Source organism: Bradyrhizobium sp. 1200_D9_N1_1 (assembly GCF_052075915.1).
GTDB lineage: Bacteria > Pseudomonadota > Alphaproteobacteria > Rhizobiales > Xanthobacteraceae > Bradyrhizobium > Bradyrhizobium diazoefficiens.
In genome coordinates this window covers 3,821,997-3,844,419 of the sequence record NZ_CP197226.1, presented here as the reverse complement: position 1 = coordinate 3,844,419, position 22,423 = coordinate 3,821,997, and the positions used below count along the sequence as shown (strand labels likewise).

At 65.5% G+C, this 22,423-nt stretch carries 23 protein-coding genes and 1 tRNA gene; 13 read left to right on the top strand and 11 right to left on the bottom strand.

Going from position 1 to position 22,423, the window contains the following annotated elements:
* Window positions 1-124: 124 nt before the first annotated feature.
* On the bottom strand, window positions 125-523 hold the full coding sequence (locus AB5K84_RS18380; protein ID WP_060908083.1) for a hypothetical protein: 399 nt from the start codon (window positions 521-523) through the stop codon (window positions 125-127).
* 217 nt (window positions 524-740) lie between these two features.
* On the opposite strand from AB5K84_RS18380, the gene AB5K84_RS18375 reads away from it, so the two are divergent.
* Window positions 741-971 carry a hypothetical protein gene (locus AB5K84_RS18375; protein WP_038967754.1) on the top strand — a complete coding sequence of 77 codons (231 nt, stop codon included), beginning with the start codon at window positions 741-743 and terminating at the stop codon, window positions 969-971.
* The gene (locus AB5K84_RS18370) at window positions 968-1,132 is read left to right on the top strand and encodes a hypothetical protein (protein ID WP_165448165.1); all 165 of its coding nucleotides are present in this window, start codon (window positions 968-970) and stop codon (window positions 1,130-1,132) included. Before AB5K84_RS18375 ends, AB5K84_RS18370 begins: the two co-directional genes overlap by 4 nt.
* 2 nt (window positions 1,133-1,134) lie before the next feature.
* On the opposite strand, the gene AB5K84_RS18365 is transcribed toward AB5K84_RS18370, so the two are convergent.
* Window positions 1,135-1,665 carry a gamma carbonic anhydrase family protein gene (locus AB5K84_RS18365; RefSeq protein ID WP_110116455.1) on the bottom strand — a complete coding sequence of 177 codons (531 nt, stop codon included), beginning with the start codon at window positions 1,663-1,665 and terminating at the stop codon, window positions 1,135-1,137.
* 86 nt (window positions 1,666-1,751) lie between these two features.
* Window positions 1,752-2,081: a DUF6949 family protein gene (locus AB5K84_RS18360; protein WP_011088330.1), complete on the bottom strand. Its 330-nt coding sequence runs from the start codon at window positions 2,079-2,081 to the stop codon at window positions 1,752-1,754.
* Window positions 2,082-2,303: 222 nt separating this feature from the next.
* On the opposite strand from AB5K84_RS18360, the gene AB5K84_RS18355 reads away from it, so the two are divergent.
* Window positions 2,304-3,011 carry a hypothetical protein gene (locus tag AB5K84_RS18355; protein WP_171463781.1) on the top strand — a complete coding sequence of 236 codons (708 nt, stop codon included), beginning with the start codon at window positions 2,304-2,306 and terminating at the stop codon, window positions 3,009-3,011.
* 431 nt (window positions 3,012-3,442) lie between these two features.
* Window positions 3,443-3,595, top strand: coding sequence for a hypothetical protein (locus AB5K84_RS18350; protein ID WP_342714515.1), 153 nt, complete (start codon window positions 3,443-3,445; stop codon window positions 3,593-3,595).
* A 50-nt stretch (window positions 3,596-3,645) separates the two neighbouring features.
* Here AB5K84_RS18350 and AB5K84_RS18345 read toward each other — a convergent pair whose 3' ends face one another.
* Together AB5K84_RS18345 and cysE are read right to left on the bottom strand one after the other, a co-directional pair.
* Window positions 3,646-3,864 carry a DUF3126 family protein gene (locus AB5K84_RS18345; protein WP_007602550.1) on the bottom strand — a complete coding sequence of 73 codons (219 nt, stop codon included), beginning with the start codon at window positions 3,862-3,864 and terminating at the stop codon, window positions 3,646-3,648.
* A gap of 125 nt (window positions 3,865-3,989) precedes the next feature.
* Window positions 3,990-4,814 (bottom strand): serine O-acetyltransferase, encoded by an 825-nt coding sequence (gene cysE, locus AB5K84_RS18340; protein ID WP_028175407.1) that lies wholly within the window; start codon window positions 4,812-4,814, stop codon window positions 3,990-3,992.
* 275 nt (window positions 4,815-5,089) lie between these two features.
* On the opposite strand from cysE, the gene AB5K84_RS18335 reads away from it, so the two are divergent.
* Window positions 5,090-6,460, top strand: coding sequence for a hypothetical protein (locus AB5K84_RS18335; protein ID WP_028175408.1), 1,371 nt, complete (start codon window positions 5,090-5,092; stop codon window positions 6,458-6,460).
* Here the strand turns inward: AB5K84_RS18335 and AB5K84_RS18330 are convergent.
* Together AB5K84_RS18330 and AB5K84_RS18325 are read right to left on the bottom strand one after the other, a co-directional pair.
* A complete protein-coding gene (locus tag AB5K84_RS18330) occupies window positions 6,446-7,201 on the bottom strand; it encodes an alpha/beta fold hydrolase (RefSeq protein WP_028175409.1) in 756 nt (251 codons plus the stop codon). The two genes, AB5K84_RS18335 and AB5K84_RS18330, sit on opposite strands and share 15 nt — an antisense overlap.
* Window positions 7,202-7,236: 35 nt before the next feature.
* Window positions 7,237-8,373: a hypothetical protein gene (locus AB5K84_RS18325; RefSeq protein ID WP_110116457.1), complete on the bottom strand. Its 1,137-nt coding sequence runs from the start codon at window positions 8,371-8,373 to the stop codon at window positions 7,237-7,239.
* Window positions 8,374-8,678: 305 nt separating this feature from the next.
* Between AB5K84_RS18325 and AB5K84_RS18320 the strand changes: the two genes are divergently transcribed.
* The gene (locus AB5K84_RS18320) at window positions 8,679-8,924 is read left to right on the top strand and encodes a zinc-finger domain-containing protein (RefSeq protein ID WP_007602543.1); all 246 of its coding nucleotides are present in this window, start codon (window positions 8,679-8,681) and stop codon (window positions 8,922-8,924) included.
* Window positions 8,925-8,943: 19 nt separating this feature from the next.
* Window positions 8,944-10,146: an FAD-dependent monooxygenase gene (locus tag AB5K84_RS18315; RefSeq protein ID WP_097532370.1), complete on the top strand. Its 1,203-nt coding sequence runs from the start codon at window positions 8,944-8,946 to the stop codon at window positions 10,144-10,146.
* Window positions 10,147-10,171: 25 nt separating this feature from the next.
* Here AB5K84_RS18315 and AB5K84_RS18310 read toward each other — a convergent pair whose 3' ends face one another.
* Entirely contained in the window at window positions 10,172-10,588 is a 417-nt protein-coding gene (locus tag AB5K84_RS18310) for a hypothetical protein (protein ID WP_011088338.1), read from the bottom strand.
* A 173-nt stretch (window positions 10,589-10,761) separates the two neighbouring features.
* Here AB5K84_RS18310 and AB5K84_RS18305 point away from each other — a divergent pair.
* Window positions 10,762-10,850: transfer RNA gene (locus AB5K84_RS18305), tRNA-Leu, on the top strand.
* 95 nt (window positions 10,851-10,945) lie between these two features.
* Here the strand turns inward: AB5K84_RS18305 and AB5K84_RS18300 are convergent.
* Window positions 10,946-11,902, bottom strand: coding sequence for a hypothetical protein (locus AB5K84_RS18300; RefSeq protein ID WP_038967760.1), 957 nt, complete (start codon window positions 11,900-11,902; stop codon window positions 10,946-10,948).
* A 278-nt stretch (window positions 11,903-12,180) separates the two neighbouring features.
* Between AB5K84_RS18300 and AB5K84_RS18295 the strand changes: the two genes are divergently transcribed.
* A complete protein-coding gene (locus tag AB5K84_RS18295) occupies window positions 12,181-13,431 on the top strand; it encodes a multidrug effflux MFS transporter (RefSeq protein WP_028175412.1) in 1,251 nt (416 codons plus the stop codon).
* A gap of 201 nt (window positions 13,432-13,632) precedes the next feature.
* Here the strand turns inward: AB5K84_RS18295 and AB5K84_RS18290 are convergent, their stop codons facing one another.
* A complete protein-coding gene (locus AB5K84_RS18290; RefSeq protein WP_342714413.1) occupies window positions 13,633-15,228 on the bottom strand; it encodes a glycosyltransferase family 39 protein in 1,596 nt (531 codons plus the stop codon).
* Window positions 15,229-15,449: 221 nt separating this feature from the next.
* Complete coding sequence (locus AB5K84_RS18285; protein ID WP_011088342.1) at window positions 15,450-17,060, bottom strand: ABC transporter substrate-binding protein; 1,611 nt, start codon at window positions 17,058-17,060, stop codon at window positions 15,450-15,452.
* Window positions 17,061-17,330: 270 nt separating this feature from the next.
* Between AB5K84_RS18285 and AB5K84_RS18280 the strand changes: the two genes are divergently transcribed.
* The 4 genes from AB5K84_RS18280 (at window position 17,331) to AB5K84_RS18265 (ending at window position 22,331) form a co-directional block, all read left to right on the top strand.
* Window positions 17,331-18,461 (top strand): M20/M25/M40 family metallo-hydrolase, encoded by a 1,131-nt coding sequence (locus AB5K84_RS18280; protein ID WP_060912602.1) that lies wholly within the window; start codon window positions 17,331-17,333, stop codon window positions 18,459-18,461.
* 214 nt (window positions 18,462-18,675) lie between these two features.
* Window positions 18,676-19,617 (top strand): ABC transporter permease, encoded by a 942-nt coding sequence (locus AB5K84_RS18275; protein WP_028175416.1) that lies wholly within the window; start codon window positions 18,676-18,678, stop codon window positions 19,615-19,617.
* A 19-nt stretch (window positions 19,618-19,636) separates the two neighbouring features.
* On the top strand, window positions 19,637-20,524 hold the full coding sequence (locus AB5K84_RS18270) for an ABC transporter permease (RefSeq protein ID WP_011088345.1): 888 nt from the start codon (window positions 19,637-19,639) through the stop codon (window positions 20,522-20,524).
* Window positions 20,525-20,681: 157 nt separating this feature from the next.
* Window positions 20,682-22,331, top strand: coding sequence for an ABC transporter ATP-binding protein (locus AB5K84_RS18265; protein ID WP_097532376.1), 1,650 nt, complete (start codon window positions 20,682-20,684; stop codon window positions 22,329-22,331).
* Window positions 22,332-22,423: the final 92 nt, after the last annotated feature.

Below are 22,423 nucleotides of genomic sequence, written 5' to 3'. Positions count from 1 at the left end.
TCCACGCCATGCTCTCCGCTACCGGATGGCGTGAGCCGATTTCAATATCCGGGGCTGGCAAGGTCGTTGACGGTATACTGCGTCAACGACCTTGTTTTTTAGCAGGCTGGCAGGTCTTCCCGCCTCACTCGCAGACGTCGACGCGCCGGTATCGCCATCCCGAAGGCGTCATCACGCGCTTGCGCACGACATAGCAGCCGCCATAGCCGCCGTTATCGTAGCCGGTACCATAATAATACGGGTCGCCGTAATAGGGGTAGCCATAGCCGTAATAGCCGCCGTAGTAGCCGGCACCGGCAATGCCCGCGCCGATGGCGAGGCCGGGCCAGAAGCCGCCGCCGTGCCAATGGCCGCCATGGCCCCATCCGCCACCGCCATGGCCCCAGCCGCCACCACCGTGGCCCCAGCCGCCGCCATGGCCCCAGCCGCCATGTCCAAAACCGCCGCCCGCCTGGGCCGCCTGCGGCGCCGAGAGCCCGACCGCCGCGACGGTCAGCGCCGCCATCATCATCTTCCGTAGCATCTACTCGATCCTCCGCGTGGACACGCTCCACGCTTCAACGCAGGATCAAGCTAATGCTATCGGGGCACTCGTGACAGCCATCCTGACTCACTTCCGCGCGAGCATCAGCGGCCGCGGCAGATGCTCTTCATCTTCTTGTCGAGCAGACGGTCCGGACCACGACCGTTCCGGAACAAATGCCGTCACATCAGCTTGAAACGAGGAGGCAGGCCCGATCATGCGCAAACTGATCGCGTTCGACGAGGACACGTTCGACAAGCTCAAGCAGCTGGGACGCGACCGGATGGCGACGTTCCAAGAGCTTGCGGATGAAGCCTTCGCCGACCTACTGAAGAAGCATGGCATCCCCATCGATCTCCGGGACGCGTTGCGCAAGAGCGCCAGGCTCGGCGCCGAACCGGACAAGCCGGCCGCGCGTCCGAAGTCCGGAAAGGCCAAATCACGATGACCGATCGCGATCCATTTGCAGAAGGCGAGCGCGCCGCGCGCGACAACATCCCGGCCGAGGCCAATCCGTACTCGGACGGCAGCGACGAACATGCGCTCTGGGCTGCGGGGCACGAGAAGGGCGCAGGCGCGATGGAAGCGCGCGAGTCAGAAGGAAGCTGAATTCACCCGATCCGCTTCAGGCCCTTCGTGAAGCGAGGTCCGTTGGCGACGTAGAACTTCGCCGCGCTTCCCATCCTCTGCACCTGGGCATCGTCGAGCGTGCGCATCACGCGCGCGGGCGAGCCGATGATCAGGGAGCGTTCGGGAAACTCCTTGCCCTCGGTGATGACGGAACCGGCGCCGACGATGCTATTGCGGCCGATCGTCGCGCCGTTCATCACGATCGAACCCATGCCGATCAGCGCACCCTCCTCGATCGTGCAGCCGTGCAGGATGACGTTGTGGCCGACGGTGCAGTTCTTGCCGATGACAAGCGGAAAGCCGAGATCGGTGTGGCAGGTCGAGCCGTCCTGCACGTTGGCGCCCTCGCCGATCTCGATCCATTCATTGTCGCCGCGCAGCACCGCGCCGAACCAGACGCTCGCCCCCGGCTTCAGGCGCACGCGGCCGATCACGGTTGCGGTCTCCGCGATGAAATAGTTGCCGTCGGCGGGAAGATCGGGCGCCTGCCCGTCGAGCTCGTAGATCGCCATGGAGGTCTCCTGTCACGCTGAGACTGGCATAGCGAAACGGCGGCGCGGAGGCAAAGGGCCACCCGCACCGGCAGCCCTGCAAAGCGTCAGCCCAGGACGCCGGTCGCCCGCAGCGTCATCAGGAAGAAGGTGCCGCTCATCATGCTCCAGAAGCCGGCGATGACGGTCGCCATCATCACGAATTCGAGGCGGCGGCTTTCCAGCCGCATGCCGCGCAGCGTGTTGCGCATGATGATGAAGGGTGCGGCGAACACCAGGAACGGCACCGCCGCGAAGGTCTTCGGGGCCACGCCGTCCTGCAACAGGCCGAAGCCGGCGGGCCGCTGCGCGACCGCCTGGTATCCGTTCACGAGTGCGCCAGCGAGCGCGAAACCGATGCCAATCGAGAAGAAGGAATTGAGAGCTTCAGGTGTCATCGGAACGGTCCGCCCTTACGCAACGCCGGAGCTTTCCTGTGACAAATAGTGCCGGTTAACGCTACATTATCCTTAAGGGAAGGTTAACGCCGCCGGCCATCCGGCGCAGGGCCCTCCCCCTTTCCCCGCAGCCGGGGAACGCTCCGCGAAATCGCCGCCGCATGGCATATTCGCCGCTGATTCGTCGGCCATCGGCCGACCACGAGCCCACGCGCGCTAGTCATGACGGTGTTTTCGGCAGCCTCCCCTCGGTCCCCCCGGACGCGCACCCGGGCGCATATCGTCCCGATCGTGCTCGGCGGCGCGGCGGCGGTGTGCGCCGTCGCGCTCGTCGCATATCTGTTGTGGCCGACCTGGGGCACCAGCGGCGCCAACGCCCCCGACAAGCTGCCGGTGAGCGTCGGCGGCACGCTGTTCAACCTGCCGACGACGGCGATCCGGATGAAGATCCAGCGGCACTCGGGGCCGCAGGAGCGCATCGATCTCGACTTCCTCTATCCCTCGCTGGAGCCGCCCGGCACGCCGAAGCACGTCAGCGCCGACACGGTGGATGCGGCATTGCTGCCGATCGACCGCATCTTCCTGTCGATCGCGGCGCATCACGATGCGCTCTCGCCCGAGCAGCGGACCGCCACGATCTATCCGCGCTATCTCGAGCCGGGCGCGACGATGCCCGAGGACGGGCTGACGATGCGGATGTTCCGCGCCGACACACCTTACGGCAGCGAGGATCTCTATTCTGCCGCAAGCCCCGCGCTGACCGCACGCTGCACGCGCGATGCGGCGACCCCGGGCATGTGCCTCTCCGAGCGCCGCGTCGGCGGCGCCGACCTCACCTTCCGCTTTCCGCGCAGCTGGCTGTCGCAGTGGCGCGACGCGGCGGACGCGATGGACCGGCTGACGGCGCAGTTGCGCGGGCCGAAGAGCTGAGCGCGACCTCTACGCCCGTGGCGAGACCAGTTTGCCGGGACGGGCTTGGGGGCCTCCCGATAAAAAATGTCGAAAACAACCCCATGCACAGTAGCCAAACATCGGCAGCATAGAGCGTTTTCGTATTTTTCGAAGTCGCGCTTGACCCGTCGGGCAAGACAGGGGCATGATGTCAGCATGGGGTAACCGATTGAACGATGCCGCCACACATCTCCCACCCGGTGCCCAACTGCTGGGGCGCGAATGGCTCGGCTTCGACGAGAGCGGGCATGCGCTGATCCGCTTCCAGGCTCAGCCCGCATTCACCAACAGGCATGGGACCATCCAGGGCGGATTCCTTGCGGCGATGCTGGACTCCGCCACCGGGATCTGCGCGCTCGCAGCGCTATCCCCTGACCAGACTGTGATCACGCGGAGCCTGGACACGCTTCCTGAAGCCCGCAACGGTCGGACCGATCACGGCGCGGGCACGGGTCATCGAGCGGACGGAGCGCGACATGGTCGTGCAAGCCGACCTCGTCGATGCAGAGGACATCACTGTCGCTGATGCCACGGCGCGGCTGCGCATTCTTACAAGGAAATAGAATGAGGGGTCGCGGTGTGCGCGGCCCCATTGAGCGACAAGATCGCCGCGCTATTCCTGATCGACGAGATCGTCCTCGAGGATCGCCATCTGAAACTGGAACGAGCGATCGTCGTCCTCGTCGTCGACGAACAGCACGCCGATGAACTCCTCGCCGATATAGACTTCGGCGGAATCGTCCTTCTTCGGCCGCGGCACGACGCGGATCTTGGGATTGCCGAATACGCGTTTCAGATACGCGTCGAGCTTCCTTACTTCCTTGACGTCCACGGCAAGTCTCCAATCGAAATCTGGGTTGGCGGGGTTTTAGGCCGAGACGCGACGAACCGCCAGCATGAATTGCCAAAGAATTTGGGGACGGACAGGGCCGGAGAATCCGGCCCCTCTTCTTGAGCTCAAAGCCCCATCGCGTTGATCATCTGATCCATGGTGCGCGACGGCTCGGCGCAGCCGGCCTCGCCGACGATCTTGGCGGGCACGCCCGCGACCGTGACGTTGTGCGGCACGGGCTTGACCACGACCGAGCCCGCCGCGATGCGCGCGCAATGGCCGATCTCGATGTTGCCGAGGATTTTCGCGCCCGCGCCGATCAGCACGCCATGGCGAATCTTCGGATGACGGTCCTCGTTCTCCTTGCCGGTGCCGCCGAGCGTGACGCCGTGCAGGATCGAGACGTCGTCCTCGATCACCGCCGTCTCGCCGCAGACGAAGCCGGTGGCATGGTCGAGGAAGATGCCGCGGCCGATGCGCGCGGCGGGATTGATGTCGGTCTGGAACACCGCAGAGGCGCGGCTCTGGAGATAATACGCGAAATCCTTGCGGCCCTTCAGCCAGAGCCAGTGCGCAAGGCGATGGGTCTGGATCGCGTGGAAGCCCTTGAAGTAGAGCAACGGATCGATGAAGCGGGAGGTCGCGGGATCGCGATCGTAGACGGCGACGAGGTCGGCGCGGAAGGCGTTGCCGAGATCGGGATCGTCGCGCAGCGCCTCGTCATAGGTCTGGCGCACGAGATCGCCCGACAGCGCGGAATGATCGAGCCGGTCGGCGAGACGATGGATCACCGAATCCTCGAGACGGCTGTGATGCAGCACCGTCGAATAGATGAAGGTCGCAAGCTCCGGCTCGCGATGGACGATGTCCTCCGCTTCGCTCCGGATCCGGTCCCAGATCGGATCGAGGGATGCGAGCTTTCCTCCCGGATTGACCTGATGCACTGCCATGGGATCTGCTCTTTCGAATGGGCTCGTTTTGTTGGTTCTATAGCACAGTCTAGGCGACAAAGTCCTGACGGGCTTGCCTGAGAGTGAACAGCACCTTGCCCCGCGAAAGCCGCCAACGCGTTGAAACACAACAATTTCTTCTGACGCCCCCAGGCGGCAAGGTCGGCTAAAAGTGGTCAGGGTTTTGCCAAATTCAAGCCGGGCAGCGTCAAACTATTGGTGAATTCGCTCCCACCCCTTATTGCAGGCATGGTCCGGACGACGACGGAGCGGATTTGACCACCACCACCGATCATTTGCGCGCGCGCCCCGCGGGCTCGTTCTGGGTGCGGCTCGCCGCTCTGGCCCTACCCCTCCTGATGATCGCGCCGGCGTTCTGGAACGGCTATCCGCTGTTGCAGTGGGATACCGGCGGCTATCTGGCGCGCTGGTACGAGGGCTATCTCGTCCCCAGCCGGTCCACCGTGTTCGGCCTCTATCTCCACTCCGGCGAAAGCTTCGGCTTCTGGATCAACCTCGCGATCCAGTCGCTGGCGACGCTGTGGCTGTTGCAGCTCAGCTTGCGCGTCCTCGGCCTGTTGCAGACGTTCCGCTTCGTCGCGATCAGCCTGCTCCTGATCCTGTCGACCGCGCTGCCCTGGCTGGCCAGCATGCTGCTCACGGACATCTTCGCGGGACTGTCGGTGCTGTCGCTGTTCCTTCTCGTCGTCGGAGCCCAGCGCACGTCGCCGCACGAAAAAATCGCGCTGTTCGTCTTCACCGCCTTTGCCGCCGCAACCCACAGCGCCACACTCGGCGTGCTGCTCGGACTCTGCCTCGCCGGCTGGATGGCGCGGCCATTCGTGGGCCGCAGGCTTCCGCTCGCCGGACTGGCGCAGGCGAGCATGACCATCGTCGCGGGCGGCCTGATGCTGGTCTCGGCGAACCATGCGCTGTCGGGCAAATGGGCCTGGACGCCGGGCGGCTACGGCGTCGCCTTCGGCCGCATGATGCAGGACGGCATCGTCGCGCGCTATCTCAACGACCACTGCCCGCGCGAGAGCTTCAAGCTCTGTCCCTATCGGAACGAATTGCCGGCGACCGCCGACGAATTCCTGTGGGGCAAGAGCGTGTTCAACGCGCTCGGCCGGTTTGAGGGCATGAACGACGAGATGAGCTATATCGTCGTGCACTCGCTCGCCGACTATCCGGCCTGGCAGGCCGGCGCCGCAATGCGAGCGGTGGGCCAGCAATTGCTGCACGTGGCGACCGGCGAAGGCACCAGCGGCTGGATCCCGCACACCTACGGCATCATCGAGCGCTACATCCCCGCACAGATCGCGCCGATGCGCGCGGCGCGGCAACAGCAATGGGATGTCAATTTCGACTACGTCAACTGGCTGCATGTTCCCGTCGCGCTGGCCTCGATGCTGGCGCTGGTCGGGTTGCTCGCGCATGCGCTGGCGCGCCGCCGGCTCGACGATCTGACGTTGCTGGCGGCGACGGTGACGCTCGCGCTGCTCGGCAACGCCTTCATCTGCGCCGTCATCTCCGGTCCGCACGACCGCTACGGCGCGCGCATGGTGTGGGTTGCGACCTTCGTGGTGCTGATGGCGCTGGCGCGCGCGTTCGGCGACGAGGAACCTAAAGGCTCAGCCGCGGCGTGAGAGAAAATCGAGCACGCCGGTCTTGTAGGCCTTGTCGCCGACCGCGCGCATGTGATCGCGGCCCGGAATGTCGAGCACTTCCGAGCCCGGAATGATGGCGCCGAGCGCGCTGGCCGAGCCAGCGACGTCGTCGGTAGAGCCGACCGCGATCAGCACGGGCACGTCGATGCGTGCAGCTTCGCCCCTGGTCATGAGGTCGCGCGTGCCGCGCAGGCAGGCGGCGAGCGCCCTCCGATCAGAGCGGGTCTGATCGGCAAACGCGCGGAAGGTGCGCCCCACGGGATCGGAGACGTCGTCGAGCGCGGGGGCTTCCAGCGCCTTCGCGACATTCTCGCCGGGCCCGGTGCCCTCGATCAGGCCGCCGATGCCGATGCCGCCGAGGATCGCCGAGCGCAGGCGCTGCGGCTCGTTCAGGGAGAGCCACGCCGTCATCCGCCCACCCATCGAATAGCCCATGATGTCGGCCTGCGGGATGGCGAGATGGTCCATCAGCGCGAGCACGTCGCCGGCCATGGTCGGAATCGAGTATTGCGCGGGCTCGTAGAGCTTTGCGCTTTCGCCGTGGCCGCGATTGTCGAGTGCGATGACACGGCGGCCGTTCTTGCGCAGCTCCGAGACCCAGGTCGGATAGACCCAGTTCACGTTCTTGCTGGAGGCAAAGCCGTGCACCAGGATGATCGGATCGCCCTCGCCTTCGTCGAGATAGGCAATTTCAACGGCGCCGTTGTGAAAGCTCGGCATCAGATATTCCGCGGTCTTGAGGGGAAGGGTTGATTTTAGGCCGGACCGGCCGCAACTGCCAGAGCGGCTTCGGCGGCGATCTGCGCCCGGCGAAGCCGCCGCGCCCGTCTGCGATCGCACCAAGCCTGCGTCAGGCGCTCGGTGGTGGCCTTGATCGAAGACAACAGGCCGAACAGCGTCAGCGCCGCACCGAACAGCCAGAGCGCAAGATCGAACGCGCCGCCGACGAGCAGCAGCGCGCCGCGGCCCAAGAGCTTCATGATCGCGCGGGTCTTGCTGCCCTGCGCTTCGGCAAGCCGCGCCGCGCGCGCGACGTCCTTGGGGCCCTCGGCGATACGCAAGCTGTCCATCGCGCCGCGCGTGCCGGTCTTCTCGGCAACGCGCGTGACGTCCTTGCCGAGCCGGACCAGGGCACCTGCCTTCTCGGCACGGAACGCGGCCTTGATCGCGCTCACGGTCTGGCCCGGCCGCAGCACCGAGCCGGACGCCACCGCGTTCTGGAGCATCGGCGTGTCGACAACCTCGCGCGCGGACCGGCCGGCCCAGGCCGCGAGGCCCTCGCCGAGCCGCCCGACTTTCCGCGCATCCTTCACCAGCGTCAGGCCGGCGCGCACGGGCGCGGCGCCGCCGATGGACACATAGGTTGCCGCCGTCACCGCAAGGCCGGCGGCTGCAAGGCCCAGCACCAGGCGGTCGGTGTCCTCGCCCATGGCGAGGTGCTTGCCCTCGCGCACGACGTCCCTGACGTCGCCGATCACGAAGAGATCGCCGGCCACGGTTCCGGACAGGCTTGCGACATCGTCGGCGCTGCCGGTGACGAGACCGGTCGCGAAGCGCCTGGCGAAATGCGAGGTGGAGTTTTCGTCCTTGACCGCATCGCTCACCCTGGCGAGGAGGTCGTCGGGCAGCGCGATGTTGCGGTCACGCGCCAGCGCAACAAAACTGTCGGCGAGATCGGCATCGCCGGCGGCGAGCGCGGCCTCGATATTGTCCTGAACCAGGCGGTCGTTCTGTCGCAGTACGGCGTCGAGCTTCAGCTCGGACAGCGCGGCCGGATCATCCTGGGCGGCGAGAATCGCGCCGGCCTCGCGGGCGTGCGGCGCGACCTGCGCGAGCATGAAGCTGCATGCCGCGATGCCGGTCAACGCTGTGCTGATTCGCAGCCACTTCATGCCAAGAGCCCGGATGTTCCCAGATCGTTTGCGCCCGAAGGTTGATCTTTTGCCGCAATTCCACTCGTCCACAGACATAGTATGCCAAAATTGCGACACAACGTCCCCGACGAAAGAAGGGCTTCTCTCAGGCCGCAAGATTGTGTCGAATTTGCATGAGCAAATGAGCATGGGGCAGTTGCGAACCTTTCGGTTCCGCCGGGCTAGCAATCATCTGCACCCGCCAGTATGGTCCGCGGCGCCTCAAAGATGCCGCGTCAGTTGTGATTGTGTCTGCCGCCACTGCCACTCCAGGATGAGTTACGATGTCCGACCATGTCGTCCCGCACTTCCATAACGATGCCGGTGTTCCCGTCATCGAGATCGGCTCGCAAGAGTTCATGTGCGTGGGCGCCAACCCTCCGTTCGATCATCCTCACGTCTTCCTCGACCTCGGCAACGACAACGAGATCATCTGCCCCTACTGCTCGACGCTGTACCGCTTCGCGGCCGACCTGAAGGCCGGCGAAGCCCGTCCGCCGGAATGCGTTCTGAAGGACAAGGTGGCCTGACCGCGTCCACCGGTCAGGGGTGGCGCTCTCCCGAACGATTGTCATTGCCGGAGCCGGAATCGGTGGACTGACGGCCGCGCTTGCGCTGGCCGCCCGGGGCTTCCGTATCGTCGTGCTGGAAAAAGCCGAGCGCCTCGAGGAAGTCGGTGCGGGCCTGCAACTCTCCCCCAATGCGAGCCGCGTGCTGGTCGGGCTCGGCCTGACCGAACGGCTCAAACTGCGTGCCGTCGTCCCGGAGGCGGTCTCGATCATGAGCGCGCGGGCGGGCGGCGAACTGCTGCGCATGCCGCTCGGCGAAGCGGCCTCGGTGCGCGCCGGCGCACCCTATTGGGTAGTGCACCGTGCCGACCTGCAATCCGCGCTCGCCGGCGCGGTCTCCGACCATCCCGACATCGACCTGAAGCTAGGTGCGACCTTCGAAGACGTCGCGCCTCATGCCAAGGGGCTGACCGTCGTCCATCGCAGCGGCACGATCCGCCGCAGCGATCTCGCCAGCGCGCTGATCGGCGCCGACGGCATCTGGTCGACGGTACGCCAGCATCTGTTTCCCGAGATCCAGCCGCGCTTCTCCGGGCTGATCGCCTGGCGCGGCACACTCGACGCCACGCAGCTGCCGAAGGACTACACCGCGCGCCGGGTCCAGCTCTGGATGGGCCCGAACGCCCACCTCGTCGCCTATCCGATCGCGGGCGGACGACAGATCAACGTGGTCGCGGTGCTGCCTGGCACCTGGAACAGGCCGGGCTGGAGCACGCCCGGCGATCCGCGCGAGGTGATGGATGCGTTCGCCGCGCCGCGCTGGCCGTCGCAGGCGCGGATGATGCTCGCCGCAGTCGATAGCTGGCGCAAATGGGCGCTGTTCGGCGTGCCCGACGGCTGCCCCTGGAGCAAAGGCCCGGTCGCGCTGCTCGGCGACGCCGTGCATGCGATGCTGCCGTTCGCCGCGCAAGGCGCCGGCATGGCGATCGAGGATGCCGCCGTGCTGGCACAGCATCTGAGCCCCGAGACTGCCGAGAGCACGGACGGCATCGTCGCAGCGCTGAAACAATATGGCCGTGCACGCCAGGCGCGCGTGCGACGGGTGCAGCGGACCGCACGGCAGCAGGGCCGCATCTATCATTTCAGCGGACCGCTCGCGATTGCGCGCGATGTTGCGATCCGGGCGCTCGGCCCGGAGCGCATGCTGGCGCGGCAGGACTGGATCTACGGCTGGCGCCCCTGATGCGAAGCGCTGCAGGCGCGGCGCTTCAGCGGACCGCTTTCCCGGATTTCGGCGCAGGCTTGGCGGCAGCCGCAGGCGCAGCAGCCGGTGCCGGCTCGGGCGGCGTTTCGCGGCACCTGTTGCGGCGCCAGGCCTCTTCGGCCAGCTGCGCCTGACCACGCACCGCGACGTACTCGTTGCGATAGGCGAGTTCGGCCACGACGGCGCCGCCGGCGCCGGTCTGCGCCTTGTCCATCAGCCTCTGCAAGTCCGCGGTGCGGCTGGCGAGCCCCTTGCGCTCGGACTCGAGCTGCTTGCAATCATACAGATCGTATCTTGCCGGATCGGCAAACGCCGGAGCGACCGTCTCGCTCATGCTCGCGCAGCCGGACAGCGCGCCGCCCGCGAGCAGCACGAAAAGCGCGCCGCAAAAGCGCAGGCGATGGGAAAGCGAAGCAACCATGCCGGATGAATAGTCCCCGTGGATTGAGAATGCCTAAAGCAGCAACAGATGTCCGGATTGAGGCTTTGCCTTGTGCGGCCGGCTCGCTTAAGGAAGAACCACCCACCCGGCCCGCGAAGCGCCAATTCCAAACGGCCGAAGGTGGACTTAAGTGTTTGATCTCGTTGGATCAAGCGGGCATGGCGGAATTGGTAGACGCAAGGGACTTAAAATCCCTCGGTGCGCAAGCGCTGTGCCGGTTCGACCCCGGCTGCCCGCACCACGAGAGTTGACGGCGCGAGGACGGCGGATGGCGCCGTCTGCAATCGCATCGCTTTCGTCCCGGTACGCTGACGTCATTTCGAGTCCCGGCGTAACTCAGACGGCGACATTCCGCTCGACCCTGAGCTCCCTGAACACCTTCGTGACCGGCAGGTGAAGCGGCAAATCCGTGTTGGTGTGGTGCCAGCTGAACGGGCACGACTTCTCGATCGAGATTCCCGGCGTCGAGTTGAGCGCGCCGAAGCCATCGATCGTGCCCATCACGTCGACGATCTTCTTGTACCGGGGCGGCATCGCGACCGCCGCAGACACCGTGACAATCCAGAACTTGTCGTCGGGAATGGTCTGTTCGATCGCCGGCTGCTCCCTCAGCTCGTACAGCGCTTCCGAGACCACGAGGTTGCCCTTGGAGTGTCCGGTCACCAGCGAAAAGCTGAAGCGATCATCGGCCAGCAAAGCCATGACCGTCCTTGTATCCAGGCTGACGCGGCCGAGTTCGAGCGGTGATGTCGGCGGACTGACGGTCTCGGGCCGGTTCAGCGCCCGGCTGACGTCGTCCAGCTCCTCGAACTGATGGCGCAGGCGGTTGAGCGTGCCGAACCAGAACCAGCCACCGAGCGCCTCGGTCAGGAGATCGGCAAGCCCGTAGCCCGACACCACGGCAGCAGCCGACACGCCAAACGCGTCGGCGACATTCCGTGCGAAGGCCGCCGCCCCCAGCGCCGAACTGCCGACGCCGGCCACCGCCAGGATACGGACATCGGCGCCGCCAGCATTGGCGAAGTCTTCCACGGTGTTGCAGAGCTTGAGCGATCCGGCGCCGGATGGCGGGACGATCAGGATCGCGCCCTCGCGCGCGAGCCAAGGCGCAGTCTCGTGGGCCTCCTCTTGGGTCACCTTGCCGATGTCGTAGAAGATTCCGTCGAGCACCGCGTTTCTGCGGCGAAACGACTCCAGGGCGGCCTCGCGCAACGGCGTCCGGGACTCGAAGATCTCCTCGAAGCTGTTGCGGCCGAGCTGGGCCGTCGCGAGCGAGCGTTGCGTAGAGAGCATCACGGTTCTCCGCGGCCATTCCGGCGACGGATACCGTAGCAAGAATCCTGCCACCTTGGGTGGTATCGCCGCGCCGCTTCGTCAGGCTGTTGACCGAACGCCTTCCAGGCGGCGTGGCCGGTGCAACGGCGCTCGCGCCCCAGCCGACCTGTCCCGGAGCGACGGCGGGCCTCACCAAGCCTTGTCCGCTCCCGCTCCGCCTGACAGCCATCTCAAAACATGGGTTGTGCGCCGCAGCATGGACAATACATAAAGCCTTCCAATCAGAGGTGAGCTTCTTGTCCGACGTCAATGCCGACAGCTGGGTGTCCTCGGGACACCGGCCCATGGGTTTTCCCGAATTCGTCATCGTGATCGCGTCCATCATGGCGCTGAATCCGCTTGCGATGGACATGATGCTGCCGGCGCTGCCCAATATCGGGACCGCCTTCAAGATTCCCGTCGCCAACCATCTCCAGCTCGTGCTGTCGACCTTCCTGATCGGCTTCGGCGTGGGTCAGTTCGTCATGGGTCCGTTGTCGGACCGTTTCGGCCGTCGCCCGGTGTTGCTCGGCGGCATGGCGGTCTATGCGGTGGCGAGCGTGCTGGCGGTTGCCGCGCCCTCGTTCGAGACGCTGCTGCTGGCACGCGCGCTGCAAGGGCTCGGCACCTCGGCAACGCGCGTGATCGCGACCTCGATCGTGCGCGACTGCTATGTCGGCCGCCGCATGGCGAGCGTGATGTCGCTTGCCATGATGGTGTTCATCGCGGTGCCCGTGATCGCGCCGTCGTTCGGACAGGCGGTGCTGCTCGTCACGCAATGGCGCGGCATCTTCGTCGTGCTGATGCTGTACGGCCTGCTCGCGCTCGCATGGTCCGTGCTGCGGCTGCCCGAAACCCTCCCTCAGTCAGAACGCAGGTCGCTGGCGCCCGCCGACGTGCTCTCGGCGTTCCGGCAGACCCTGACCAATCGCCAGACCATCGGCTATGCGACGGCCGCCGGCAGCGTCATCGGCGCACTCTTCGCCTATGTGTTCTCGGCCCAACAGGTCTTCACCGGCGTCTATCACCTCGGCCACTACTTCCCGCTCGCCTTCGCTGCGATCGCGGCCGGCACCGCCATTGCCGGCTTCCTCAATGCGAGGCTGGTCGGGCGGCTCGGCATGCGCGTGATCTCGCACGGCGCCCTGACGCTCTATGCCGTGGTCGCCAGCGTCATGCTGGTCACCGAAATCCTGAACATGCTGCCGCTTGCCCTGTTCATGGCACTGTCGGCGCTGATGATGTTCTCGTTCGGCATGATGGTCGCCAACTTCACCGCGCTCGCCATGGAGCCGCAGGGCCATATCGCCGGTACCGCCTCCTCGCTCTACGGCTCGATCACGACGCTGATCGGCATCGCGGTCGGCATGGCGATCGGGCAGAGCTTTGACGGCACGCTGCTGCCGTTCTCGGTCGGCTTCTTCCTGTCGACGCTGGCTGCGCTCGCGATCGTGCTGGTGGTGGAGAAGGGCCGGCTGTTCAAGCCGCATCATCGCCCCACCGCATGAGGAACTTCCGGCCGGCCTCGATGTTGTAGTGCAGCAATTCGAGAGGCCGCCGCCATGGAACCGGAACACCGCGAAGACCCCACCCCGGATCGGCCTGATACGGGGCGTTCCGAGCCAAACGCCGAGCAGGCTGCGTTCAACGCGCCTTTCGCAAGCGAAGGCCTCGAGCGGCTGCGCGACAGCCATTGCTGAGCGCGCAGCCTATTCCGTCGGACGCCGGCTCGCACTGAAATCATTTGCGCTGCTCTCGGGCGCGGCGCTGCTTCCGCGCGGCGGCACCATCAGCACGACCACCTCCCGCGTGAGACCGGGCCGGCCCCAAAGCGTGGCCTGCACGGTGAATTCACGCCTGACGAACTGTCCGGCGCCCGAGGACACCCGTTCCATCCAACGGTTGCAATAGTCCTGGCCGCGGAAACAGAGCGCGGCCCAGCCGCGATCCAGCGTCCTCTTGCGCGGCAAACCCCAAATGTATTGATACGCGAGCGGCCGTGCATAATAGGGATGATCGGGGCTATAGAATGCCGCCGCAAAAGCCAGCGCATCATCGCCGCTCACGGCGCTCAGCGGCTCGCCGGTCAGCTCGCGCCACTCGCGCGTCAATTCGCCGGCCGCCTGCGCGTAGAAGTTCCGGCCCTCTTCGTAGCCGTGATTGTTGCGATAGACGGCATGGATCGGGGCCGCGACCAGGACGGCGGCGAGCGCGACGCCGGCCGCGGTCACCGCGAGGTTGACGGTGTAGAACCGCTCGATCGGATAGCGCGTGCCGCAGACCACGAGAATGACGAACAGGAACAGCCCCTGCAACGCCCACAGCGACGGCAGATCCGTCCCCACCACCAGCGACGTCAGGACCGGCAGCACGATCGTGCCGATCGCAATGTAGAAGAGAAGCCGCAGGCCCGGACTCATTGCCATGAAGTCGGCCGGAAACTGCTTCAGCCGCGTGCCGGCGATGAGCATCCAGAGCACGGCCGACACGCTCATGGCCGCAACCAACCCCAACAGGAAATTCTTCGCCTCACCGAGCGAGCTCACAGCGCTGCCGTTGGCGTGAGCCAGCGCATAGGTGAAGGCCGACGCGCCCGTCGTCGCGAGCCAGTAGAGGTGCGGCGACAGCGCCGCGAGCCCGACGGCGACCGAGATCCAGGGCGAAGCCGAGGTGAAATAGGCGCGCCGCGCCGGATGCGCCAGCGCGGCAAAGGCGAAGCTCGCGACGAGAAAGATCGAATAATATTTGCCGACCATCGCGAGCGCCGTCGTGCATCCCACAGCGACCGCCCACAGCTTGCCGCGCGTCTCGAATGCGCGCAGGAAGCACCAGGTCGCCAGCGGCCAGGTCGCGAGCAGCACCGCATTGGCGTTGAAGCGCTGGGCGTGGAATTGATAGGCCGGCGTCAGCATCAACAGCAGCAGCACCAGGATGCGCTTGTGCCCGGTCACGAACTGCCGCGAGATCAGATCGACGAAGAACAGCGCAAGCCCGGCATTGGCCATCGCCAACAGTTGCAGCGACCCGTCACTGAGCGGAAAGACGAAGGTCCATGCCGCCGCGACCCACCCCATCAACGGCGGATGCTTGTGATAGCCCCAGGCAAAGTTCCGTCCGAGCGTCCAGGCCTCGAGCGTATCGGGGTGCAGGCCGCCGCCGGCATAGGCGATGGCCAGATAGAGCGTCCAGATCGCAACGAAGCAGGCGATGAGAAGCGGCACGGCCCAGCCCGCTTCGACGCCGTCGAGCCAGCGCAGGAAGGGCCGGCGCCATCGCGCCGGCGCGCGATCGGACCGTTCGGCCATCGCCTGGAATGCAAAATCGACTGGCACAGGAATCAATTGGGACACGGAAAGTGATGCGCGAAGACGGCACATCTATTTCAGGTTGGAAACAAATAGCAATGATTGGAAACTGGAAGAGTTAAAGGCTCCACGGTCGTCTCGAGCCGGCAAACGACAACGGCGCCGCTGGTGACAGCGGCGCCGCGTGATGATCCGGACGAAAGGCGGAAGGACCCGCCCGCCTACTCCGACTTGTCGACGTTCCAGAACAGGGGCGTTGCGGGGCCGTCGAGCACACCGCTCAGCGATTTGCGCCAGCCGCTCGGCAGCAGATACTGCCCCAGCGGAACGTAGATCACCTGCTCATAGGCTTCCTTCTGGATGTCGGCGGCGATCTTCTTCTGCTCGTCGACCGACGGCGCGCGGACGAAAGCATCCTTGAGCTGCTCGATCTTGGGGTCTTCCGCCCAGCCGAACCAGCCGCCCTTCTTGCCCTGGCCGCCGATCGAGAGATTGGCGATCGGGTTGGAGACGTCGGCCGCGACCCAGTTGGTGAAGAACATGTTCCAGCCGCCCTCCTTCGGAGGCTTCTGGCTGGCGCGGCGGCTCACCACCGTCTGCCAGTCGGTCGCTTGCAGATCGACCTTGAAGCCGGCCTCGCGCAGCAACTGGGCCGCAACGATCGGCTGCGCCTTGAGCGTCGTGACGTCGCCGGGCGCCATCACCACGACCGGAGTGCCGTCATAGCCGGACTCGGCGAGCGCCTTCTTGGCTTCCGCCATGCCATTGCCCTTCACCAGGGTCTCGGCGCCGACGTCGGTCGCGAGCGGGGTATCGCACACGAAGAACGCGCCGCAGACCTTCTGATATTTGGCGTTGCCGACGAGCGCATCGAGAACGTCCTTCTGGTTCATCGCCAGAAAGGCAGCACGGCGCACCTTCACGTTGTCGAACGGCGGATACAGGAAGTTCATCCGGCCGAGCGTCTGGAAGCCGAACTTGTTCGAGACCTCGATCGTGATCTCCTTGTTCGCTTCCAGCACCGGCAGCATGTCGTACGGCAGGTTCTCCACGAAGTCGATGTCGCCCGACTGCAGCGCGTTCACCGCGGTCTGCGAGTCCGGCATCGTGATCCACTCGACGCGGTCGACCTTCACCACCTTGCCGCCGGAGGTCCAGCTCGCCGGCTCCTTGCGCGGCACGTAATCGGTGTTCTTGACGTAGACAGCCTTCACGCCGGGCTGGAATTCCGACTGCACGAACTTGAACGGGCCCGAGCCGATCTGCTCGGGGATCTGCTTGTCCGGCGGCGTCTCGGCGAGGCGCTTCGGCATCATGAAGGCGACGCGCGAGGACGGCTTGCCGATGGAGTCGAGCACGAGGCCGTAGGGCTCCTTCAGCTTCAACGTGATGGTCTTGGCGTCGGTCGCCTCGAGGCTCGCGGTGAAGTCCATGAGCTTCTGGCCCATGCCGTCGACCGCGCCCCAGCGCTTCAGCGAGGCAACGCAGTCTTCCGCGGTCACCGGCGTGCCGTCATGCCACTTCAGGCCGTCGCGCAGTGTAAAGGTGTAGGTGAGCTTGTCGTCGGAGATCTTCCAGTCCGCCATCTGCGGCTGGATCTTGAAGTTCGAATCGGTGGCCACCAGCGTGTCGTAAACCATGTAGCCGTGGTCACGCGTGATATAGGCCGTGGTGAAGATCGGATCGATGATGCGCAGATCGGAATGCATTACCGCGGTGAGGGTCTTGCCGGCTGCAAGCACTGGCGAGGCCAGCGCGGTCGAGAGCGCGACGACCGACAGCGCAAGTTTGGAGGCGAACGCGCGAGGCGCCCGGCGCATGAAGTGGAACATAGAAAGTTTCTCCTGACGTGAAACTGTTCAAAGGCAGGTTATTGGTTGGGCATTCGGTTCGTTCTTTGGGCGAACTAACCTCATGCAATGCCTTTATCTTTTCGAGACTTGCAGACAGTGCCGAGCGCGTCAATCCGGTTTCGCTGCAGGCCCAGGCGGCGCGCGCACGGGCTCCCCAAAGATCGGTTTGGCTCTACAACGCTCTCCGCTTGTCCTGCCCCGCGCCGATGCAATGCGCGTTCCATCTTTCGAAGCTTGAGAGACATTACGATGAATCCAGCCAATCTTCCCTTCGATTCCGAGGCGATGCTCGAGGGCCTGCGCGGATGGGTGGAATGCGAAAGCCCGACCTGGGACGCGGGCGCCGTGAACCGCATGCTCGATATCGCAGCGCGGGATATGGCAATCATGGGTGCGACGATCGAACGCATCGCCGGCCGCCAGGGCTTTGGCGGCGTGATCCGTGCGCGCTTTCCCCATCCGAAGCAGGGCGAGCCCGGCATCCTGATCGCCGGACACATGGATACCGTCCACCCGGTCGGCACCATCGAGAAGCTGAAATGGCGGCGTGAGGGCAGCAAGTGCTACGGCCCCGGCATCTGCGACATGAAGGGCGGCAACTATCTCTCGCTGGAAGCGATCCGGCAGCTGGCGCGCGCCTCCTTCACCACGCCGCTGCCGATCACCGTGCTGTTCACGCCGGACGAGGAGGTCGGCACGCCCTCGACACGCGACATCATCGAGGCCGAGGCTGCGCGCAACAAATACGTGCTGGTGCCCGAGCCCGGCCGTGCCGACAACGGCGTCACCACCGGACGTTACGCGATCGCGCGATTCAATCTCGAGGCGACCGGCCGGCCGAGCCACGCCGGCTCGACATTGTCGGCGGGCCGCTCGGCGATTCGCGAGATGGCGCGGCAAATCCTCGCCATCGATGCGATGACGACGGAGGACTGCACCTTCTCGGTCGGCGTCGTGCATGGCGGACAATGGGTTAATTGCGTTGCTACGATCGCCACCGGCGAAGCGCTTTCGATGGCCAAGCGCCAGGCCGATCTCGATCGCGGCGTCGAGCGGATGCTGGCGCTGTCAGGCACAACCAATGATGTTGCGTTCAAGGTGACGCGTGGCGTCACCCGGCCCGTGTGGGAACCCGATGCCGGCACCATGGCGCTGTACGAAAAGGCGCGCGACATCGCCAGATCGCTCGGCGCCGAGCTGCCGCATGCGAGCTCGGGCGGCGGCTCGGACGGCAACTTTACCGGCGCGATGGGCATCCCGACGCTCGACGGCCTGGGCGTGCGCGGCGGCAATGTCCACACGCTCGAAGAGTATATCGAAGTCGAGAGCCTGGTCGAACGCGGCCGCCTGATGGCAGGACTGCTGGCCACGCTGGAGTGATTAGATTGTCATTCCGGGGCGCGTCGAGAGACGCGAACCCGGAATCTCGAGGTTCGATGCTGGCGTATCGCCCCGGAATGACGCCGCAAGAAAATACTGGCCGCACTGCAAAACCTGTGGCCCTGATGGCACGGGAATTGCTCAAATGTTAGGCTGATGGCAGAACAGGCTACAACCGCTGCCGCCGATTTGACTCTAATCTGACGGATTCAACTTGCTCGGATATCTCCTTCGCCGAATCTTCGCCGCCGTGCCCGTGATGGGCGTCGTCGCGCTGTTCGTCTTCCTCCTGCTCCGCCTCACCCCCGGCGATCCCGCCGCGATCCTCGCCGGCGACAACGCGACGCCGGAACGGCTGGAGCGCATCCGGACCTCACTCGGCCTCAACGAGCCCCTGATCGTGCAGTTCATCACCTGGGTGAACAAGCTGCTGCACGGCGATCTCGGGACGTCGCTGATCTCCAACCTGCCGGTGATGAAGATGATCGGCCAGCGCGTCGAGCCGTCGATCTCGATCGCGCTGTCGACCATCATCCTCGCCGTCATCGTCGCGGTCCCCCTGGGGGTGATCGCGGCGTGGAAGCACGGCACCTGGATCGACCGTTTCGTGATGGGTCTCTCGGTGCTCGGCTTCTCGGTCCCGGTGTTCGTGGTCGGCTATGTCCTGATCGAGGTCTTCGCGATCGACCTGCGCTGGGTGCCGGTGCAGGGCTTCAAGAGCATCTCGAACGGCTTCGGTCCGTTCTTCGAGCGCATGATCCTGCCGACCTGCGCGCTCTCCTTCATCTACATCGCGCTGATCGCGCGCATGACGCGCGCGGCGATGCTCGACGTGCTCGGCGAGGACTATGTCCGCACCGCGCGCGCCAAGGGCATCAACGAAGTCGCCGTGATGATGCGCCATGCGCTGCGCAACGCCGCCGTGCCGGTGATTACCGTCATCGGCACCGGCTTTGCGCTTCTGATCTCCGGCGTCGTCGTCACCGAGAGCGTATTCAACATCCCCGGCATCGGCCGCCTCACCGTGGATGCGGTGCTGGCGCGCGACTATCCGGTGATCCAGGCGATGATCCTGCTGACCTCGCTGATCTATGTCGTCGTCAATCTTCTCATCGACGTCGCCTACACCCTGCTCGATCCGCGGATCCGGTACTGAGGCAAGGATAAGGACAAAAATGTCGGTCGATACCCTTCCCCAGTCGTCCATTCCGATCACGTCGCCGCTGCGGCCGCGCTTCGGATTCCTCACCTCGACGCCGATCATCGCCACGGCGACGGTCCTGCTCGCGCTGATCGTGCTGATCTCGATTCTGGCGCCGCTGATCGCGCCGCACGATCCGATCCAGCTCGCGCCGTCGCAACGATTGAAGCCGACCTCGGCGCAATTCCTGCTCGGCACCGACGCCTACGGACGCGACCTGCTGTCGCGCGTCATCTATGGCGGCCGCATCTCGCTGCTGATCGGTGTTGGCTCGGCGATCCTGTCGATCGTCATCGGGCTGGCGATCGGCCTCGTCTCCGGCTTCTTCAAGCTGGTCGATTCCGTCCTGATGCGGGTCATGGACGGCCTGATGGCGATGCCGAGCATCCTGCTCGCGATCGCCGTGGTGTCGCTGTCCGGTGCCAGCATCTGGACCGTGCTGATCGCGATCACGATCCCCGAAGTTCCGCGCGTCGCACGCCTGGTGCGCTCGGTCGTGCTGTCGGCGCGCGAAGAGCCCTACGTCGAGGCGGCGATCTCGGTCGGCTCATCCCTGCCGAAGATCATGTGGCGGCACTTGATGCCTAACACGATCGCGCCCCTGATCGTGCAGGGCAGTTACGTCTGCGCCTCCGCGATCCTCACCGAGGCGATCCTCTCCTTCCTCGGCGCCGGCATCTCGCCAGAGACGCCGACCTGGGGCAACATCATGGCCGAGGGCCGCCAGTACTTCCAGATCAAGCCGTCGCTGATCTTCTGGCCGGGCCTTCTGCTCTCGATCGCCATTCTCAGCATCAACCTGATTGGCGACGCCGCCCGCGACGCCCTCGATCCCCGCATGAAGCAGCGGGAGGGGAAGTGATGACCAAGAGTTCAGTCATTCCGGGGCGCGACGAAGTCGCTTGCCCGGAATCCATTTCACCTCTTGTACTGCGGCCCGATGGATTCTCAGGTGCGCAATTGCGCACCTTAGTTCGCACTAGCGCGCGCCCCGGAATGACGAGCGAAAGTTTTGCGGCATGACCAACCCTGTTCTCGACATCAACAACCTCGTCGTTTCCGTCGGCAAGAAGCCGAAGGCGGCGAACATCATCGACGGCATCTCGATCCAGGTGCGCGAACGCGAGACGCTGTGTCTCGTCGGCGAAAGCGGCTCGGGCAAGTCGGTGACCTCGCTGACCACGATGGGCCTGCTGCCGAAGGGCACGCTGGTGCCCACCGCCGGCAGCGTCAAGCTGGTCGGCGAAGAGCTGCTCACCGCGACCGACCGCCGGCTGCGCCAGCTCCGCGCGACGCAGATGGCGATGATCTTCCAGGAGCCAATGACCGCGCTCAATCCGGTCGTGCCGGTCGGCCGGCAGATCGACGAAGTGCTGCGCGCGCACACCAATCTCGATGCCAGGGCACGGAAGAAGCGCATCCTCGACATGATGGAGCAGGTGCGCCTGCCCCAGGTCGAGCGCATCTTCGCCTCCTACCCGCACCGCCTCTCCGGCGGCCAGCGCCAGCGCATCATGATCGCGATGGCGCTGGTGCTCGAGCCGAAGCTGCTCATTGCCGACGAGCCGACCACCGCACTCGACGTCACCACGCAGAAGCAGATCCTGACCCTGATCCGTGACCTCCAGCGCGATCACGGCACGGCCGTGCTGTTCATCACCCACGACATGGGCGTGGTGGCGGAAATCGCCGACCGTGTCGCCGTGATGCGGCAGGGTCGCCTCGTCGAGACCGGTCAGCTCGACGCCGTGCTGCGCAATCCGACCATGGAATACACCCGCAACCTGCTCTCGGCGGTGCCGAGCCTCGTGCCGCGCGCGGCGCGGCCCGAGACCAAGGAACCGGTGGTGCTGGAGGCCAACGACCTCAGCAAGGTCTATAAGGAGCGCGCCTTCTTCGGCAAAGGCCGCGAGGTCGTCGCCGCCGACAAGGTGACGCTGACGCTGCGCAAGGGCCGTACGCTCGGCATCGTCGGCGAGAGCGGCTCGGGCAAGTCCACGGTGGCACGCTGCATCGTGCGCCTGATCGACCCGACCTCCGGCGGCGTGCGCCTGTCCGGTCGCGAGATCTCCGACATCTCGCGTCGCCTGCTCCAGCCGCACCGGCAGAAGATCCAGATCGTGTTCCAGGATCCCTATCGCTCGCTCAACCCGCGCATCACGGTGGGCGAGAGCATCGCGGAAGGCCCGATCAATTACGGCGTCGCGCATGCCGACGCGATGAAGCGCGCCCGCGAGCTGCTCGAGCTGGTCGGCCTGCCGGCCGATGCGGTGTCGCGCTATCCCCACCAGTTCTCCGGCGGCCAGCGCCAGCGCATCGCGATTGCGCGTGCGCTCGCGCTCGATCCGGACGTGCTGGTCGCGGACGAAGCGGTCTCCGCGCTCGACGTCTCGGTGCAGGCCCAGGTGCTGGAACTGCTCGACGAGATCCAGAAGCGGCTCGGCATCGCGATCCTGTTCATCACCCACGATCTGCGCGTCGCCGCGCAAATCTGCGACGAGGTCGTGGTGATGCAGCACGGCCGCGTCGTCGAACAGGGCCCCGCCGCCGAGGTGCTGACGCATCCGAAGGAGGCCTACACCAGGGCCCTGCTGGAGGCAGCCCCCGGCCGCGGCTGGGACTTTGCGAACTTCCGGCCGGTGTCGGAGGGCTTGGTGGCGACGGCGTAACTCCACTCTCTCCTCGTCATTCCGGGGCATCGCGAGGCGATGAGCCCGGAATCCATCAGGCCGCAGACTCTGTCGCATGATGGATTCCGGGC